We start from the raw sequence: 19,652 nt of genomic DNA, 5'->3' as shown, positions 1-19,652 counted from the left end.
CTATTTAGGTTTGATATATGCTTAGTTTATTGATTTTCTTACCCATGGTAGCTGCACTACTTATCGGCTCAAGTTGCCGTAAGCTGCCATTTATTGCACGCTCCATGACATTAACCACACTCATTATTGAGTCAATGTTAGTAGCTTGGATATTTATCACCCATCAAGTTCATGGTTTTTCCATGACAGAAAGCCTCAACTGGATCCCTGACTTCGGCATTAAATATTTAGTCAGTATGGATGGGATCAGCTTAAGCCTGATTGGTTTAACCTGTACCTTGTTCATCGTTGCAATGCTTGTTGCTTGGCACCAAGTGAATCGTTGGCAGGCTTTTGGCCCACTAATGCTATTAACACTCAGTGGCATTATGGGGGCATTTCTTGCTCTTGATCTCATGCTCTTCTACGTATTTTGGGAACTTATGTTAATTCCCATTTACTTCATGTTGAGTTTCTGGGGCGGTAAAGATACCAAGCAAGCAGCATTAAAATTTGTTCTTGTGACCATCACAGGCTCTTTATTAATGCTTGTATCGCTTGTTGCTCTTTACATCATTAATGGTAACAACACAGGTGTATGGACATTTGATTACTTCTACTTAGCTTCCCATCCAATTACGGGGGAATTGGCTATTCCAGTTGTATGCGGATTCTTAATTGCTTTCTTAATTAAGATCCCAGGTTTCCCATTTCACTTTTGGGCGCCTGACACCTACCGCGAAGGGGCACCTGCGGTATCACTACTGCTATCTGGTGTTATGGCTAACGTCGGCGCATACGGTATCTTGCGTTTCTGTTTAGCTATCTTCCCTGAAGCCATGCACCAAATGATGTATATCGGTATGGCACTGGGTGCAATCGGTAGCTTATACGCCGCCCTACTCGCTTTCCGTCAAAAAGATCTCCGTAATGTGATTGCTTACTCAAGTATCAGTCACATGAACTTAGTGGTCTTAGCGATTTTCGCATGGCAACTTCAAGCATTGAATGGCGCAGTGATCCAATTAATTGCTCACGGTCTTTCAGTGGCAGGTCTGTTTGCCGTTGTACGTATGCTTCAAGCGCGCGGGTTTAGCGGTAAGTTTGATGAAATGGGCGGCTTATATAAAGTCCTCCCGGGTATTGGCGTCTTCCTACTATTTATTGTTGCAGCAAGTGTGGGTATTCCAGGCTTAGGTAACTTTGCAGGTGAGATATTACTCCTCGCAGGTAGTTTCTCTGTCTCACCTCTTTGGACAAGCTTGGCTGCATTCTCGATAGTGTTAGGTGTGGTTTACTTCTTAAGAGCCTATGGACTGGCATTCTTAGGGCCAATCTCTGACGACAATGAACAACGTAAATTAATCGATCTGACAGCACGAGAAAAGCTAACAGCATCCATCATTGTCATTGGATTGTTCTGGGTTGGCTTAGAGCCGAACTATTTACTGCAACTTATGATGTCATCAACCAAAACACTGGCATCGATTCATTCGGGTTCATATTCATTGATTGAAGGGGTTATCAATGTTATCTCATGAGTTAATTAGTGCAATACCCTTTGCCATCCTAGGACTAGGTGCTTTAGGTGTCCTCCTGTTAGGTGTTCTGCCGGGTAAGAACAACCAACAACTCCCTTATATGGGATCGATTGTGGTGCTATTAGCGACCATGTTGTCTGTGGCTTCTTTATTCGGACACAGTGCGAATATTGAATACTTTGTGGTTATTGATCATTTCACACTCGTTGCTTTTGAATTATTCGCAGCAGGAGGACTGGCAACCATATTACTGGCTAAAAACTACCCAGCCCTCAACAAGCATGTTGCAGAAGAGTTTTACGCCCTGATACTGATAGCTGTACTCGGTACATTTATCTTGGCCTCAGCAAGTAACTTGTTAGCAGCATTCCTAGGAATGGAAACCATTGCCATTCCAATGTTTGCACTCATCGCATGGAACCCTCAACGTAAAGGAGCCATCGAAGGAGGGCTTAAGTATGCTGTCACAGCCACTGTTGCTGCAGCATTCTTTATGTTTGGTATTGCACTGATCTATTTTGGTGCGGGCACTATCGTTATTAGTGAAATACCCAAAGCGCTCACCAGTGCTAACGCGATGCCGATGGTCGCATTGATCGGCTTTATGTTGCTATTTGTAGGCATATGCTTTGAACTGGCTTTAGCACCATTTCATAGCTGGCTGGCTGATACACTGCAAGCCTCACCTGCGCCTGTGATGGCATTTATTGGTAGTATCGCCAAAATTGCAATGCTGACATTTGTTATTCACTTCGTGATTCAGATTGAACCTATTTGGGATCAAATCTCGTTTGTGCTTTGGGGCTTTGTGTTATTTAGCATTGTGTTTGGTAACCTATTGGCTTTCCGCCAAACTAATATCAAACGTATTCTGGCTTATTCATCCGTTGCCCACTTCGGCTACGCACTCATGGCACTAACCAGTGTGATCCCGAACAGTAGCGCCTCTTTATCAGAAGCGGTTCATGCTACTGCTTATTACGGGCTGAGTTATGCCGTGATGAATCTGGTCGCGTTTGCTGTGATTGCAATGTTAAACAAACATAACCCAACGGGTGAATTAAAAGGTTATCGCGGTTTAGGTCGACGTTACCCACTCGCTGGTGTTGCAATGGCGATTGCTGTGCTTTCATTGGCGGGAGTCCCCCCTACTGCTGGCTTTTTTGCCAAGTTCTTCCTGTTCGCAAGTGTACTTGGCAACGGATATTTAGGCATGGTTGTACTCGCTGCATTAGCTTCTGCAGTCTCCGTATTTTACTACCTTCGTATCCTACTGGCCTTTTTCGCTAAAGAGGAATATCACCACCACAACCAATCTGCGGATGTTGAAAGCGTAGAGTTTGGTTCAACAGCGGTGATCAGTGTCGGTGCTTTTGCTACTATCGCATTAGGCATCTTTGCTCAAGCAGTGCTTACTTATATGTTTTAACAAATGAGCAACCTCGCTGTACAAGCAGCGAGGTTCTTCATGTCTTCTCTTTATTTCTTTCAAGCTACACTTTCCTCATTTAATTAGCCCTATCCCTCACAAAATCCCTGCGAAAAAGCTCATCACTAAAAGTACAATCCTCTGCTATATCAACAAAAAATTAAATCTCATCTAGCCAAGCAGAATATAAAACTAATTAACGTTGATTTTTGATATTAAAAATCAAAACCTCCTTTAGAAGTAAAAAATGACATCAAAAACACAAGAAACATAAAAATAAAAAGTCATAAAAACCAAAAATTAAATAATCAAAAGACCTAAATGCTACAATAGCAAATAAAACCAGTTATTAGAACCAAGAAATAACCACCAAAGCAAACTATCAACCGTGACGAATGTCTAATTTGGTTTTTAACACCAAAAATAAACGAAAAACTGGTTTATTTTGTTGGTTATTAGTTAAAAAACAGTGACACATTTCAGGTTATTTTGTTTAACCTATTAATCATTCCAATAACAAGTAATAAACAAAACAACAGATATTAAGGCTTAAATTATGATCATTGGTATCCCTAAAGAAATCAAAACACATGAATATCGCGTAGGTATGATCCCAGCGTCAGTTAAAGAAGTGGTCTCTCATGGTCATCATGTTTTTGTCGAAACCAACGCAGGCACAGGTATTGGCTTTAGCGATCAAGACTACATTGATGCGGGTGCACAAATCCTAGCAACAGCATCTGATGTTTTTGCAAAAGCAGAAATGATTGTAAAAGTAAAAGAGCCTCAAGCTGTTGAGCGTGCGATGCTTCGCGAAGGGCAAATTCTATTTACTTACCTACACCTAGCCCCGGATCCAGAGCAAACGCATGATCTCATTAATAGCAAAGCCGTGTGTATTGCTTACGAAACCGTGACAGATAAAAACGGTCGTCTACCACTACTTGCACCAATGTCAGAAGTGGCTGGTCGCATGTCTATTCAAGCTGGCGCATTCGCATTAGAGAAGTCACGTGGTGGAAGTGGCATACTACTTGGTGGTGTACCGGGTGTTGAACCAGCAAAAGTTGTGATTATTGGTGGTGGTGTTGTAGGTGCAAATGCAGCACAAATGGCATTAGGTCTACAAGCTGATGTCACAGTTATTGACCGTAATATCGATGTACTTCGCCAACTAGATGCACAGTTCAACGGTAAACTAAAAACAGTTTACTCAACCAATGACTCAATTGAAAAACATGTGCTTGAAGCAGATCTTGTTATCGGTGGTGTGCTAGTTGTTGGTGCTGCGGCTCCGAAACTGGTTACTGCTGAAATGATCAAGAAGATGAAGCCAGGCGCTGCAATTGTCGATGTTGCTATCGACCAAGGTGGCTGTGTAGAAACATCCCATGCAACGACGCACAGCGAGCCTACCTACATTGTTGATGAGGTGGTTCACTACTGTGTTGCAAACATGCCAGGTGCGGTTGCTCGTACATCAGCTGTGGCACTAAACAATGTAACACTGCCTTACATTGTTAACCTTGCAAATAAAGGCTACAAAAAAGCGCTACAAGACGATAAGCACCTATTAAATGGCCTAAATGTTTACCGTGGACAAATCACTTGTGAGAGCGTAGCAACATCATTGGATTTACCTTACGTTGATGCAGACTCTGCTATCGCGTGATTCATAGCATTCCCCCCCCTCCTCCTGCTGGTTATCTCATTTACTCCTCCAGCAGGAGTTTTTACGTCCTCAAAACCCCATCAACACAAAATATTAAACCATTAAAACCACACGCAGCAAAATAAAATCAAATAAAAATCTAAACAAACCAAAATATTAATGCGATCAAAGTAACAAGTATTCCTATTTAGAATACTGAAAAGATTACCAATTTGTTAACATTGTATTCGATATGAAAAAACCTATAACAAATACATTAACCAATAAGGTCAATCACATGTCGACTTCCAATAACATTGAAATATCCACCCACGCAGAACAAAAACTCACCCTCAATAAACACGATAAAACTTGGATCATAAGCTTATTTGGCACAGCCGTTGGCGCAGGGATATTATTCTTACCAATCAATATTGGTGTAAATGGTTTCTGGCCTTTGATCACTATAGCCTTGCTGGCAGGACCAATGACATTTTTGGCCCACCGTGGCTTGGCGCGATTTATTTTATCGTCAAATAACTCGAAAGCTGAGTTTACTGATGTGGCCGAAGAACATTTTGGTCACCGCTTCGGTTTTCTGATCTCACTCCTCTACTTCTTATCTATTTTTCCGATTTTAATGATTTATGGAGTGGGATTAACCAATACCGTTGAAAGCTTTATGGTAAATCAGATGGGTATGGCTACACCGTCGCGGGTGTTGCTATCTGGTGTTCTAGTTGCCCTCTTAATTGGAGTGATGACAGCCGGTGAAAAAACCGTATTACGTGCCTTTGAAGTGATTGTTTATCCATTAGTCTTCATCTTATTTGGGATCTCGGTTTATATGATCCCTAATTGGCAAATGCCAAACTTTACCGATATGCCAGATGCAAAAACATTTACTCAAACTCTATGGCTCGCGATTCCTACCACCATTTTTGCATTCAGCCACACCGCTGCGATTTCCACTTTTTCTGTTGCCCAAAAAAGACATTACGGAGAGCAGGCAGGTAAGCGCGTCGACTTTATCTTAAAACACACATCGATGATGTTAATCACCTTTGTATTATTCTTCGTTTTCTCTTGTGCGCTCAGCTTAACCCCCGCTCAATTAGCAGAAGCTAAGGCACAAAACATTTCTATTTTGTCTTACCTTGCAAATGTGACTAGAAGCGGCTTGATTGGGTCATTTGGTCCCTTCATTGCTTGTATTGCTATCATCTCATCGTTCTTTGGTCACTTCCTTGGTGGACGAGAAAGTTTAAGCGGGATCATTGCCAAACATACCAACCTAAAACCTAACGTTGTTAATAAACTTACCATTGGTATTTTATTTTTCTCGGTATGGTATGCCGCAGTAAAGAATCCAAGTGTACTGGGTATTATGGAAACATTTTCAGGCCCTGTGATCGCCCTGATTTTATTTATTCTGCCGATGTATGCGATTAGAAATGTTGAATCAATGAAGAAATATCGCGGAAAGATAAGTAATATTTTCGTGACTGTTATCGGCTTAATTGCTATCTCTGCGATTTTATATAATTTGGTATAAATCGTGCGATAAGAAAACAGCTAATTCGTTAGCTGTTTTCTTTACTGATAAGTATATCAATAAAATAACTTAGGCTATTACCCCGTCCCCCCCTACCTCCACATCCCCTTTAAAAACAATCAATAAGCATAAAATCAAAACCTTACGGTGACAGCTTTTATTCAAAAATGGGAAAAATGAGACGACATTAATGACATCGCAGTGTCTTAAAATAGGCAAAAAGCATGACGTATTGATAAAAAGTGCTGACGGACAACGTTGAATAAATTCAACATTCACTGTACCTATTAATTCCCTCTCTTTATTTGTGTGTTTACGTCACAGTTTTCACACTGAAAATTGCGCACAGATAAAACTGTGAGCTGTCCCTCTTTCCCTATCTTAAAATGAAAATAAACTCCACTTATCGCAACATGTAAAGACAATTCTAATTTTACGGAGTTTTTCACCATGTTAGACCGCATCAAAAATGGCTTTTTTGAACAAGCACAAAAGTTCGGAAAATCCTTAATGTTACCCATTGCCGTATTACCCGCAGCAGGCTTATTGCTCGGTATTGGGGGCGCACTTTCTAACCCAAATACATTGCAAGCTTATCCTTTTCTCGATATTTGGTTACTGCAATGTATCTTCACGCTCATGGCCAGTGCCGGCTCTGTTATTTTTGGTAATTTACCGGTCCTTTTTGCAGTTGGTTTAGCCGTCGGACTCGCACGCAGTGATAAAGGTACCGCAGGTCTTGCAGCGCTATTAGGTTACTTTGTCATGAACGCGACCATTAATGCGCTATTGGTGCTTAATGGACAACTTCTTACCGAAAACTTGGGGAATGCCGGTCAAGGTATGATCCTTGGTATGCAAGTGTTAGATACTGGGGTTTTTGGCGGGGTCATCGTGGGATTGATGACTTACAGTCTCCATAACCGTTTTAGCAAAATTGAATTACCTCAAATTCTTGGCTTCTTTGGCGGCTCTCGCTTTATACCGATTATCACCTCATTCAGTGCTATTTTGCTGGGTGTCTTGATGTACATTGTTTGGCCGTTTGTCCAATCCGGCATTGGTACGCTGGGTTCACTCGTCGATGCTTCTGGTTACCTCGGCACGTTTATTTACGGCTTTGTGCTTCGTTTACTTGGTCCTTTTGGTCTTCATCATATTTTTTACCTTCCATTCTGGCAGACCGCATTAGGTGGCAGTTTAATCGTTGACGGCACGCTAGTTGAAGGGACCCAACGTATTTTCTTTGCCCAACTCGCCGATCCGAATACACAACAGTTTTATGAAGGCACTGCCCGTTTTATGTCTGGTCGCTTCATTACCATGATGTTTGGTCTATTGGGTGCCGCATTCGCCATCTATAAGTGTGCTAAAAAAGAGCATAAAACACGCGTCGCTAGTCTGATGTTCACCGCTGCACTGACTTCTTTCTTAACGGGGATCACTGAGCCTTTAGAGTTCGCTTTCTTGTTTGTCGCTCCTGTCTTGTACTTCATCCACGCCATCTTTGACGGTCTGGCTTTCATGATGGCTCATATCTTCAATATTACGATTGGACAAACATTCTCAGGTGGTTTTATTGACTTCATTTTATTTGGTGTTTTGCAGGGTAACGCAAAGACAAACTGGGTCATGGTTCCGGTGATTGGTAGTGTGTGGTTTGCACTTTATTACTTTAGTTTCTCTTTCATTATCAAACGAAAAAACCTGAAAACACCAGGTCGTGAGGATGATGACAGCGCCATCATCGAGAACATTGCAGGCTCTGAACGTACTGAAAAAATCATCGAAGGACTGGGTGGCCGCGACAACATTAAAGACGTTGATTGTTGTGCGACACGATTACGTATCTCCGTCATCAAGGGTGAAAACGTCAATGAAGATCTATTAAAAATGACGGGCGCACGTGCCGTGATCATCAAAGGCAATGGGATCCAAATCGTCTATGGACCACAAGTCACCATTATTAAAACTGAAGTAGAAGAAGCAGTAGGATGTTAAGTATGAATATGTTGTCAATCGTGAAAAATAATCTGATTGTTTCTTGCCAAGCATTAGAAGATGAACCGCTGCATAGCAGTTTCATTATGGGTCGGATGGCATTAGCGGCAAAAGAGGGCGGAGCCAGTGCAATACGAGCTAACTCGCCACAAGACATCATTGAAATTAAGCAAGTTACACAATTACCTGTTATTGGTATTTTAAAGCGAGATTATGACAATTCGTCCATTTACATTACCGCAACGATGAAAGAAATCGATGAACTCATGGTAGCGAACCCTGACATGATCGCGCTTGATGCTTCACTAGAGTTACGACCTGACGGTATGACGCTTCAAGAGATGGTCAAGAGCATTCGACAGAACTATCCATCAGTATTATTGATGGCAGACATAGCTACATTAGAAGAAGCATTAACGGCACAAGAATTAGGATTTGATTGTGTATCCACTACCCTTCATGGGTATACTACTGAAACGAAAGGAATGAAACTTTACCACCATGATTTTTCATTCTTACGTGCTGTCGTTGATGCTGTTTCTATTCCGGTAATTGCAGAAGGAAATGTCGGTACGCCGGCGCAAGCAAAACGCTGCCTTGAGCTAGGTGCCTACTCCGTCGTTGTTGGTGGTGCAATCACTCGACCAAAGCAGATCACTACAGCATTTATTGATGAAATTAAAATGTGTTAGGTCATAACAATGAGGCCTAACCTTGTTAGGCCTTTTTATGACTTCAACAACATCATTACTAAAAGAAATTCAAAAAAACCAAGAAACCTTTACTAAATCGGGCCGAAAACTAGCAGAATATATTCTGATGCATAGTGATGATGTCGTCACTATTTCCATCTCAGATCTCGCCCTAAAGGCTACTGTTGGTGAAGCCAGCGTGACACGTTTTTGTCGTCAGTTAGGATTTCATCGCTTCCAAGATTTCAAAACAGCGCTTGCTGTTGACGCTACGCAACAAGAATACGGTATTGATCCTAATCTTGGCTCTTTTGAATTATCAACAACAGATGATGTTATTGATGTCGCTAGTAAGTTAAAGAACAACCTCAATACAATTTTAAACGATACCATATCACCTATTAAGCCAAACGAAATAAAATTACTTGTAGATAAAATCACTCGCTGTCGTGACATTTGCTTTTTTGGTATCGGATCATCCGGTATTGCTGCCAATTATGCCTACACAAAGTTAATGCGTATTGGATTAAAGGCAGAATCACTCCACAACAACCACATGATGTATATACGTGCAAGCTTGTTAAATAAGGAAGATATTGCTTTTTTTATTTCTCATAAAGGCGAGTCACAAGAAATCATCAAATCACTTTCCTTAGCTAAGGAAGAAGGTGCAACAACGATAGCACTCACACATTGTCATCAATCAACGGTAGCAAAGATGGCAGATCATGTATTGATCACCGGTGATGATCAAACTTTCATTCAGGGGGACTCTATCGGAACGGTTATGTCGCAATTGTTTATGATCGATCTTATTTATACACTCCTCATTCAACGCGAACCTCAAAAAGCACAAGACGTTAAAATGAAGACAATTAAAGCATTAGGATAATGTAAAAATATTTAAAACTGGCAATAGTGGCTTTTATTCTTGCTATTAAAAAAAAGCCACCGTACTTACATACGATGGCTTTCAATATTCTTTTTACTGTACGTTTTTATTCAGCGTCAGCGTGACCATGGATACGGTGTTTAGTGACAAAGCCGACTAAGAAACACATCAAGAAGACAACCGCATACAAACCGTTCGCGGTAACTAATGCCGCATGTGTGCCAAAGTTCTCTACGATTGGGCTGGTTACCACAAAGGTCAACATAGTACCGATGGTGCCACAAAGTAAAATGAAGTTCACCAACTTCGGTGATGATGCTTTAGTCTGCTGTGAGCCTAGCGTAATAATAGATGTGTAAATCGCACTACTAAAGAAGCCAAGAATAGAGATCACATACAGTAATGTTTTGGCATCAGTATCTTTATTAAACCAATACATTAATACTGTCGCTAATGCCGATAACACCATGACAAGACGCTGTAAGTCGAACTTTTTCAAAATAGCACTGAAGATCCACATACCAACCATGTATGCGCCCCAGAAGTAACTGACTAAATGACCCGCATCGGTGATCGACATGCCCAAATCTTTAGTGGCATATTCAGGGATCCAAGAAACAAAACCTAGCTGACCAAGAATGTAGCATAAGGCCGCAATCGCTAAGAACACAACGCCTAAGCCCCATTTCTCTTTTTCAGGGATGACTTCAAATTCTTCTTCGTCTTTTTTACCCAGTACAGGGAATTCAGCAAATAACGTCAGCACAAAAATCGCTAGATAAATAATACCGATAGCCACATACACCCAGTACCACTGAAGATGATGAGCCAGAACCGCTGCAGAAATTATTGGGAAAATCATCCCTGCCATACTAAAAAATGAGTCTGTAAACAGTAGACGCGAGCCTCGTTGCTTACCTTCATAGATATGGGTGATCAAATAGGTACCAATTGACATGGTGATACCACTCACGACACCTAATACAAACATGCAGCCAGAGAAAATCGCGATACTATGCCCAAACATCAGCCCGAATATCGCCAAGACCATAAGACAAAAACCAAAGATGAGCTGGCGTTTTAACGGCACAATTTCCATCAACCATACATTAAGGAAGATGGAGATTAAGATACCTGTATTTAAAAAGGTAAAGGTGTTACTCATGCTTGATATTGGTAAGTTGAAGTACTTAGCAATATCCCCCATCACGATACCTGTGACGATAATCAATGAGCCTGTTAGCGCATATGATAAAAAACTAATCCATGTCAGGAGGTTGCGATTTGTGTTTGTCATTGCAAATCCTGAAAACGTTCTAATAGATAATAATATGATGAATGCTATCAATTCATATTACTCTTAATTGTGATTATACTCACAAAGAATATTTATTATGGGTTTTACTCCGATTAAACACCAATTTTTTCAGTTTTTATTCAGCCATCAATACACAACAGAGTGAGTATTAATCTAACTACTCAAACTATTTGCTGGTTAAAACTTACTCTTTGACTGCTATTACATTGCTAGCTACCATGATGGATTAGCTAAATACCATTCGACTGTTTTTCTTAAACCCGTTTCAAAACTCTCTTGCGGCGTCCAGCCAAGCTCTTGAGAAATTTTGGATGCATTAATCGCATAGCGTTTATCATGACCAGGACGATCATCCACATAAGTGATCAAATCACGGTATGCCTTAACCCCTTGCGGTTTATTAGGCACTAAGATCTCCAATACATCGCAGATAGCATGAACAACAGCAATATTGGTTTGTTCATTATTACCACCAATATTATACGTCTCGCCGACTTTTCCCTTTTCCAGAACCGCCACTAACGCTTTAGCATGGTCATCAACATACAGCCAGTCACGCACTTGCTGACCGTTACCATAGATAGGAAGTGGTTTCCCAGCTAAAGCATTTAAGATCACCACTGGTATTAGTTTTTCAGGGTACTGATACGCGCCATAATTATTTGAACAATTCGTTACAATCACAGGCAAACCGTAAGTACGGTGCCATGCTCTGACTAAATGATCGCTTGACGCTTTCGAGGCCGAATAAGGACTCGATGGCTGATACGGTGAGATTTCAGTAAACGGTTGTGCTTGTGGCGAAAGATCGCCATAAACCTCATCGGTTGATACATGAATAAACCGAAATAGCTGACGACGACTATCAGAAAGAGCAGAAAAATAGTGCCTTGCCACGTCTAGTAATACATACGTTCCAATCACATTGGTTTCAATAAATGCCGCAGGCCCATCAATCGAGCGGTCAACATGACTTTCAGCCGCCAAATGCATCACAGCATCTAGCTGATATTTTGAAAAAACACGCTCAATCTCAATTCGGTTAGTGATATCTACCTGTTCAAAACTGTACCTTTCATCATCACTGACACATTCAAGTGACGCTAAATTGCCAGCATACGTGAGCTTGTCTATGTTCATCACTTGATGAGATGTATTTTGTATCAGGTGGCGAATAACCGCTGAACCAATGAACCCAGCACCACCTGTTATTAGAATTTTCACTACAATGAACCTTATTTTTAATAACAAGCCATTGTAACGCTTAATTACTAAAAGTAAGAAAAATATACTGTTATCTATAATTATTGATTGTAGTAAATAAAATTAAAACGAGTAGCCTTTATTGATAATTTAGCCCCAAACAAAAACAGCCCGATATTATTAAGTACTAATAATATCGGGCTGTTTTATTTAAACGAGAACAGACAATTACGCGTCTGTTTTCTCACTTAATGGTGTTAGATCTAAACTATCAGTGAACGAGGTATCATTGAGTGTTTTGATGTAAGCAGTAAAGGCTTCGCCTAATGCTTTATCACGCATACCGTATTCAACAAAGGCTTTCGCGTAACCTAACTTGTCACCACAATCGTGAGAACGACCCGTCATGTGAAAAGCTTCAACGGTTTCATCTTGCATTAGCATGTCGATAGCGTCAGTTAGCTGGATTTCATCACCTGCACCCGGTGGTGTCATCGCTAGCTTATCCCAAATGTTATGAGATAAAACATAACGACCTACCACTGCAAGGTTAGAAGGCGCATCTTCAATGGCAGGCTTTTCTACCATACGCGTCATAGGGCAAGACTCGCCTGCTTTTAGCTCAATTCCGTTACAGTCAACTACACCGTACTTTGACACATCACTCATTGGTACAGGCTCAACCATAATTTGGCTAGCACCTGTTTGTTCAAATTGGCTGATCATCGCAGCTAAGTTTTCTTTACTTTGATCTGCGGTGTATTCATCTAAAATAACATCTGGCAATACAACGGCAAACGGCTCATCACCTACAAGCGGTTTGGCACACAATACAGCATGACCTAAACCTTTTGCCTGACCTTGACGTACATGCATAATGGTTACGTCTTTCGGACAAATGGCTTGAACTTCATCTAACAGCTGACGTTTAACACGTGCTTCTAAGGTTGCTTCTAATTCAAATGAAGTATCAAAGTGGTTTTCAATCGCGTTTTTAGAAGAGTGCGTCACTAATACAATTTCTTTAATATCCGCATTGACACACTCATTCACAATATATTGAATAAGCGGTTTATCGACTAACGGCAGCATTTCTTTTGGAATTGCTTTTGTTGCAGGGAGCATACGAGTACCTAGCCCTGCCACAGGAATGACAGCTTTTTTAATTTTGATATTCATCTTAAATAAATTATCCGTAATTATAACGTGTTATATTCTTCACTGATCTATAGCATTGCAATTTAAAGCACCCTAAAAAGAAAACTTAATAGTAATTTCATGAAATTGAATCTACTTAGCGCCAAACCCTGTAAGCATAGTACGTATGGTTTTAAAGACAATATTAACATCTAACCAGAAAGATAAATTCTTAATATAATAGAGATCGAAAGCTAACTTCTCAGTTGTTGACTCCGTATCATCGGCATACCCTTGAACAACCTGTGCCCAACCAGTGATGCCTGGTTTAACCATATGGCGATATCCGTAAAATGGGATTTCTTGCTCAAACTGTTTAACAAAGCTGTCTTGCTCAGGTCTAGGACCAATAAGAGACATATCTCCTTTCAAAACATTAAAAAATTGAGGTAATTCATCAATACGAACTTTACGAATCACCTTGCCAACTTTTGTTACACGAGCTTGTTCTTGAGTAGCAAACTTATCTTCTGCACCAGCCTCTTTAACAGTCATGCTTCGAAATTTATATATTCTAAAAACTTTGCCACCTTGTCCTACTCGCTCTTGTATGAACATGGCAGGACCTGGATTTTCTAACTTAATTAAGATCGCAGTAATCGCCATAATAGGCAACGTGATAGGAAAAGATACAATTATGATTAACGATTCCCAAATACGTTTAAAAGTCATGTAAATAGGATTTGGTAATAATGTACCAATTGCATTCTCAGACAAGTGCTGAGTCTGTACCTTACCTTCAAGCATTTCTTTGATACTTTCTGAATGAAATACTGAAATATTTGCCAAACTACAATCAGCAATGAACTTTTCAGATTCTGGAGTCAAGTTCCTATGTAGATCAACAACTAAACCGCCTTTAACATCAGCGATATTATAAGGTTGCTTTAACTCAATAACGCGTACACGCCCTTTTTGGTTAAGGGACTTAATATCAAAATTTGAAATCGCAAATAGTACTAAACGCTGAGATTCTTGACGCAAAAGAGAGGTTATATAAAACCAAATAAAAGATATTATTCCACCATAAATTAAGGCACTTCGAGAATAATCGACTCTTGTAAAGAAAACTAAACTCATGGCGACAACAAAGACCGTAACTACTACAGGTAAAATATAATATTTCCTTTCGACTAACAAATACGTTGATATTTTAGGTAAAACAATAGCACTAGTAAGATAGCATCCAGTTGTAATCCAAAAGGAATTTATTATAGTTTGAGGCCTATATGGAAAGAGTAGGCTCAAGATGGAAATGACAAAAAAAATGCCAATGATGTGGCATATATATGAGTTCGATAACAATTTTTGAATTGATTTTATATTCATTGAGATTCTCAAACATAAACATTCATGTTTTAAGCAATTAGTACAATTAGTACAATTTACTTCCATGTGTTTTTATAGGCTCTTGTAAATAAAGACTTAGAAAATAGTAGTTATTAGCAGAAAAATTAACAATCATGCTGGATTTTATAAACACTTATTATATCAAACAATTTCTACTTAGATTTTTTATAGCCAAGATAAGCATAACTAAGAAAATTTTTAGCACTTAGCTTAAAAGGTAGCTTTTCAACTTCACGATATAATCGCCACTGATATTTCGCTGCGGTTATTTTATTTGATGATACACTATTAGGCTGAACAGCAAGATAATTAGCAAGTATATCATCCATCCCATAAGCAAAAGGAACCATCTTAAGTATACGTAACCAAAGGCCAAGATCTTGACGCTTTGATATATTAGGCATATAAACTTTGCCTAATTTTTCTGAGTCATAAATGGCAGTTAAACACCCAATTCGATTGCTTTTCAGCATATCACTATAATTAACTTTTAGTTTCGGCTTATATACACCTAAATGCTTGCCACTAAAATCATACTTATTATATGCAGTATAAGATAACTCAATATTTTGATCTTGCATAAATGATATTTGTTTTTCTAATTTATTTTCAAACCATTGGTCATCACTGTCTAGAAATGCAATGTAACGACCTTGAGCACTTTCAATAGCAACATTTCTGGCTATTGCTGGTCCCGCATTCCATAATCTTTTAATTAACCTAATTCGAGAGTCTTTTTTCATAAAACTTTCAATAACATCTACAGAGCCATCTGTAGAGCAGTCATCAACAATAATCATTTCCCAATCAATAAAAGATTGATTTATTACTGATTCTATCGTACTTGAAATACTTTTTTCACAGTTAAATGACGGAGTAATAACGGAAACAAGAGGTTTCTTATCTGTCATACTTAATCCTCACCAAATAGATCACGTGTATAGACTTTCTCAATTGAATCAGTCAGTTCTTCAACCATTCGATTTGAAATAATTACATCACAGCTAGATTTAAATTCAGATAAATCTTCAATCACTTTTGAATTAAAAAACTCTTTTTCTTTAAGTACAGGCTCGTATACAACAACTTCTATACCTTTAGCTTTGATTCTTTTCATTATACCTTGAATGCTTGAGGCTCGGAAGTTATCAGAACCTGTTTTCATAATTAAACGATAAATACCAACACATTTAGGATTCTTAGCTATGATTGAATCAGCAATAAAATCTTTTCGGGTAGTGTTTGCATCAACAATTGCACCAATAATATTATTTGGAACATCACGGTAATTTGCTCGAAGTTGCTTCGTATCTTTTGGTAAGCAGTAACCACCATAACCAAATGAAGGATTATTATAATGATTACCTATACGAGGATCTAAACTTACACCTTCAATAATCTGACGAGAATCTAAACCATTAGAAGCAGCATATGTATCAAGTTCATTGAAATAAGCAACACGCATTGCAAGATATGTATTTGAGAACAATTTAACAGCTTCAGCTTCTGTTGAATCAGTGAATAAAACAGGAATATCTTTTTTTTCTGCCCCTTCTATAAGCAAATTTGCAAAGACTTCCGCACGTTTACTCTGCTCACCAACAATAATACGAGAAGGATATAAATTATCAAAAAGAGCATGACCTTCACGTAAAAACTCAGGTGAAAAAATAATATTCTCACATTTAAATAATTTTTTAACATGCTTGGTGTAACCAACAGGTATTGTTGATTTAATTACCATTACCGCATTTGGATTAATTGTCATTACATCTTTAATGACAGCTTCCACAGATGAAGTATTAAAATAGTTATTTTTAGTGTCGTAATCAGTCGGAGTTGCTATTACAACAAACTCAGCATTTTTATAAGCAAGATCTTTGTCTAAAGTCGCTGTGAAATTTAAATCTTTATTTTGAAGAAAATCTTCAATTTCTTTATCGACAATTGGAGAAATTTTATCGTTAAGTGATTTAACTTTTTCTTCGATAATATCTACTGCAACAACCTCGTGATGCTGTGCCAAAAGCATGGCATTAGAAAGTCCTACATAACCTGTACCCGCAATAGCAATTTTCATTGTTTTTCTCTATAATTATTAAAATCTAAATCGTAATACTTTAATAAGTTACGCAACTGAACATCATTTGGAGATAGCTTATTTTTCACATTAAGCTTCCTTAGTGACACTGATTGTGTCCCCAAAACAGGGGGAAAGTGAATTGAAATATTATTAGCTAAAAAACATTTTGTACCTTTTTTAAGTGACATTATTTTAAACCACAAATCATCTGCAGAAGGAGCTAATGTCATAAATTTATCTTTATTATCCCAATCGTCAAACAATGAATTAGGAGGATACAATATTCCACTCACTCCTGTAGGTATTGTAAGATATGATTCTTCAAATCCTTTAGCCTGTGGATATTCATGGTACAACTTCAAGTCATCACCATTAAAAATAATTTCTCGACCACGCAGATAAATTATATCACATGGTTTATTCTGATGACCGTCGTAAATAGTATTGATCCAATAACTGGGATAAAAAATATCATCATCAACTGTAATTACTGGTATATTTTCAAGACCATATGCATATACTAACTTTTTATATGACTTCAAATTATCATCAACAAAAAATATTTTCAGCCCTCTTTTCTTTAATCTTTTTAATGAATTAGGAATTTCATTATTTTTAAATTCATCATTAGAAAGGTAAAGCCTGATATCATAGTTAACTTTAGAGCGCTGAAAGAAAAGAGATTCTATTGTATAATAAACTTGGTCAATCCTAGCAGGAAAACATGTTAGACTAACGATAACTTTATAATCTAAATTATTAATTCTTCTGTTTGAAACTCTATTTAATATAAAGAATCGCAACATATTAAAAAGAGAAATAAACAATAAATATATTTTATTAATCATGGTTTAACCAACCTAAATTTTATCTTCTCTATCAAAGATAACATTCTAATGATAGGATTATTTCTATATTTTAGCCATTTGTTTGAATAAACTTTAAATTCATCAATATTTGTCAACTCATATAAAATATTAAGCTGTTTTATATGAAGATCATGGTAGAAGAGGCTTGCAATATTAAAGTGTTTCTCCCATAAGTCATATCTACTCCATCTGCCAGTGTCCCATAAGTGTAATGAAGAGCTCAAATCAACAACAACTTTATTATAAAAGTCTGATAGTTCTTCATAGTCTAAACCCTGTAATTTAAATAACTCAATAACATCTCTTAAAGCCCAAATGGCAAATATATGACCATTTAAAACTAAAGATGGTGATTTGGTTGTATATTCTTCAAAGAAAACACGGTTATCAATATCTATTTTAATACCACCATCAGAGACTTTAACTAAAAAAGGTTTTATTGCTAAAGTAATTGCATTTAAATATTTTTTATCATTTGTAAGATAGAATGCTCTTACTAATGTCGATATACCTTTTGCTTGAGATAATCCAGAATGCCAATCATTATTTAATTCAAATGTTTTCATTGGATATTTATTTATCCAAAGACCATCAACATTAATATTATTTACAAACCAATCAGCAATAAGAATAAAATCATTCCTTGCATCATTATTATGTGTATCAAGAAATTTCTGGTAAGCACCTATTGCAAAATGCCCTAAAAATATAGATGAATAGTAGCTCTTACCATCCGAACCCAAATATAATGGTATTTTATTTTTGTCATACGCACCATTATAATCTTCGTATTTTTTTACTAAATCCCAATAATAGTCAAATTTTTTTGTAAAATCTCGACTTTTATAATCAATATGCCAATAGTCCTCACATTTTATTCCAATGTAAGGATATAGTGTTTTAATGCTTTTATATGAAGTAGTAGCTTCTTTCATTTTACACCTTCTAATAAAGATTCATACGAAGAGATCATTTTATTAATAGAATAATTATCCGCAATATCATCAAAATTATAATTTTTATTATTATCTAAAACTTCTATAATTTTTTCCGCAAAAACTATCTCTGAATCTAGTAAAGGCTCTGTAGTTAATAATTCACCTGAAAACTTAGGTGTTATATGTATAGCTTTATTATAAATATTATCATTGGGACAAATTTCTGTAGCACCTCCAGAGTCAGAACTTACCACTGGCAGCCCTAAAGAAATAGCCTCGATTACAACTCCAGGAAAACCCTCAAAAATTGAACTCAATAAAAACACTTTACTATTTCGCATAAATTTATAAGGATTATCATTAAATCCAACAAAATTCACATTATTTTTTAAATTAAAATATTCAATTATGATATCGAGAGATGATTTAACATCATCTAGCTCATAGCCACCAACGATAGTTAGAGTAATGTTTGGATAAGCTTTTTTAACTTCGGATAAAGCTCTTAACATATGCCAGTGACCTTTTGCATATGTAATCCGGCCTACCGATATTAAATCAACAGTTATTAAATTTTCATCGTAACAAGATAATGCTTTTATTTGCTCTAGATCATGCCCATTATAAATTACAGATACAATATCATTTTTAATATTAAAATTATTTACTAAATCATTCTTTACAATACCTGCAACACAAACGATCCTATCAGCTTTATTATATAAAAATTTAGTTGCTAGTGATGATATATAGCCGTATATCCCTTTTGATCTATTTTCAATACTTAATTGACTATGAATCGTTAATATTTTTTTCGACTTACCTCCTGCTAACATAGTTAATAGATTACAACGCTCGCCAAAACTAATACATAAATCTATTTCATCAGATTTCAATATTTTCTTTAAAGTAAACAATCTATTAAAGAAATTAAGACCCTTAGTTATAAAATTA

General features: G+C 37.5%; 16 protein-coding genes. 7 read left to right on the top strand and 9 right to left on the bottom strand.

Annotation, left to right across the window (positions count from 1 at the left end; genetic code table 11):
* The first annotated feature begins 17 nt into the window (after positions 1-17).
* The 7 genes from C9J46_RS01840 to C9J46_RS01810 all read left to right on the top strand — a co-directional run bounded on the left by C9J46_RS01840 (position 18) and on the right by C9J46_RS01810 (position 9,740).
* Positions 18-1,520, top strand: coding sequence for a NuoM family protein (locus C9J46_RS01840; RefSeq protein ID WP_105059760.1), 1,503 nt, complete (start codon positions 18-20; stop codon positions 1,518-1,520).
* Positions 1,507-2,949: an NADH-quinone oxidoreductase subunit N gene (locus C9J46_RS01835; protein ID WP_107290474.1), complete on the top strand. Its 1,443-nt coding sequence runs from the start codon at positions 1,507-1,509 to the stop codon at positions 2,947-2,949. Before C9J46_RS01840 ends, C9J46_RS01835 begins: the two co-directional genes overlap by 14 nt.
* Positions 2,950-3,505: 556 nt before the next feature.
* Positions 3,506-4,621, top strand: coding sequence for an alanine dehydrogenase (gene ald / locus C9J46_RS01830; RefSeq protein ID WP_107245843.1), 1,116 nt, complete (start codon positions 3,506-3,508; stop codon positions 4,619-4,621).
* Positions 4,622-4,898: 277 nt separating this feature from the next.
* Positions 4,899-6,155 carry an aromatic amino acid transport family protein gene (locus tag C9J46_RS01825; protein ID WP_107290473.1) on the top strand — a complete coding sequence of 419 codons (1,257 nt, stop codon included), beginning with the start codon at positions 4,899-4,901 and terminating at the stop codon, positions 6,153-6,155.
* A gap of 450 nt (positions 6,156-6,605) precedes the next feature.
* Positions 6,606-8,156 carry a maltose/glucose-specific PTS transporter subunit IIC gene (locus C9J46_RS01820; RefSeq protein ID WP_107290472.1) on the top strand — a complete coding sequence of 517 codons (1,551 nt, stop codon included), beginning with the start codon at positions 6,606-6,608 and terminating at the stop codon, positions 8,154-8,156.
* A gap of 2 nt (positions 8,157-8,158) precedes the next feature.
* The gene (locus C9J46_RS01815; RefSeq protein WP_199190626.1) at positions 8,159-8,848 is read left to right on the top strand and encodes an N-acetylmannosamine-6-phosphate 2-epimerase; all 690 of its coding nucleotides are present in this window, start codon (positions 8,159-8,161) and stop codon (positions 8,846-8,848) included.
* A gap of 37 nt (positions 8,849-8,885) precedes the next feature.
* Positions 8,886-9,740, top strand: coding sequence for a MurR/RpiR family transcriptional regulator (locus tag C9J46_RS01810; protein ID WP_107206109.1), 855 nt, complete (start codon positions 8,886-8,888; stop codon positions 9,738-9,740).
* 106 nt (positions 9,741-9,846) lie between these two features.
* On the opposite strand, the gene tsgA is transcribed toward C9J46_RS01810, so the two are convergent.
* The 9 genes from tsgA to C9J46_RS01765 form a co-directional block, all read right to left on the bottom strand.
* On the bottom strand, positions 9,847-11,037 hold the full coding sequence (gene tsgA, locus C9J46_RS01805; protein ID WP_107245837.1) for an MFS transporter TsgA: 1,191 nt from the start codon (positions 11,035-11,037) through the stop codon (positions 9,847-9,849).
* Positions 11,038-11,271: 234 nt separating this feature from the next.
* Entirely contained in the window at positions 11,272-12,282 is a 1,011-nt protein-coding gene (gene rfbB, locus C9J46_RS01800; RefSeq protein WP_107290471.1) for a dTDP-glucose 4,6-dehydratase, read from the bottom strand.
* A 207-nt stretch (positions 12,283-12,489) separates the two neighbouring features.
* Positions 12,490-13,440: a UTP--glucose-1-phosphate uridylyltransferase GalU gene (galU, locus tag C9J46_RS01795; RefSeq protein ID WP_107290470.1), complete on the bottom strand. Its 951-nt coding sequence runs from the start codon at positions 13,438-13,440 to the stop codon at positions 12,490-12,492.
* Positions 13,441-13,551: 111 nt separating this feature from the next.
* Complete coding sequence (locus C9J46_RS01790; protein WP_199190625.1) at positions 13,552-14,787, bottom strand: exopolysaccharide biosynthesis polyprenyl glycosylphosphotransferase; 1,236 nt, start codon at positions 14,785-14,787, stop codon at positions 13,552-13,554.
* A 173-nt stretch (positions 14,788-14,960) separates the two neighbouring features.
* Positions 14,961-15,719, bottom strand: a complete 759-nt coding sequence (locus C9J46_RS01785; protein WP_107290469.1) for a glycosyltransferase family 2 protein — start codon at positions 15,717-15,719, stop codon at positions 14,961-14,963.
* Between the two features lie 2 nt (positions 15,720-15,721).
* Entirely contained in the window at positions 15,722-16,888 is a 1,167-nt protein-coding gene (locus C9J46_RS01780; RefSeq protein ID WP_107290468.1) for a nucleotide sugar dehydrogenase, read from the bottom strand.
* The gene (locus tag C9J46_RS01775; protein ID WP_107290467.1) at positions 16,885-17,739 is read right to left on the bottom strand and encodes a hypothetical protein; all 855 of its coding nucleotides are present in this window, start codon (positions 17,737-17,739) and stop codon (positions 16,885-16,887) included. Before C9J46_RS01775 ends, C9J46_RS01780 begins: the two co-directional genes overlap by 4 nt.
* Entirely contained in the window at positions 17,736-18,695 is a 960-nt protein-coding gene (locus C9J46_RS01770; protein ID WP_107290466.1) for a D-glucuronyl C5-epimerase family protein, read from the bottom strand. Before C9J46_RS01770 ends, C9J46_RS01775 begins: the two co-directional genes overlap by 4 nt.
* Positions 18,692-19,652, bottom strand: a 961-nt coding sequence (locus tag C9J46_RS01765; protein WP_146144659.1) for a glycosyltransferase, incomplete at its 5' end; no start/stop codon positions are given. The genes C9J46_RS01765 and C9J46_RS01770, both read right to left, overlap by 4 nt.

It is taken from the genome of Photobacterium sp. GB-36, from assembly GCF_003026135.1.
Lineage (GTDB): Bacteria > Pseudomonadota > Gammaproteobacteria > Enterobacterales > Vibrionaceae > Photobacterium.
This window is presented reverse-complemented; position numbering and strand designations above follow the sequence as displayed.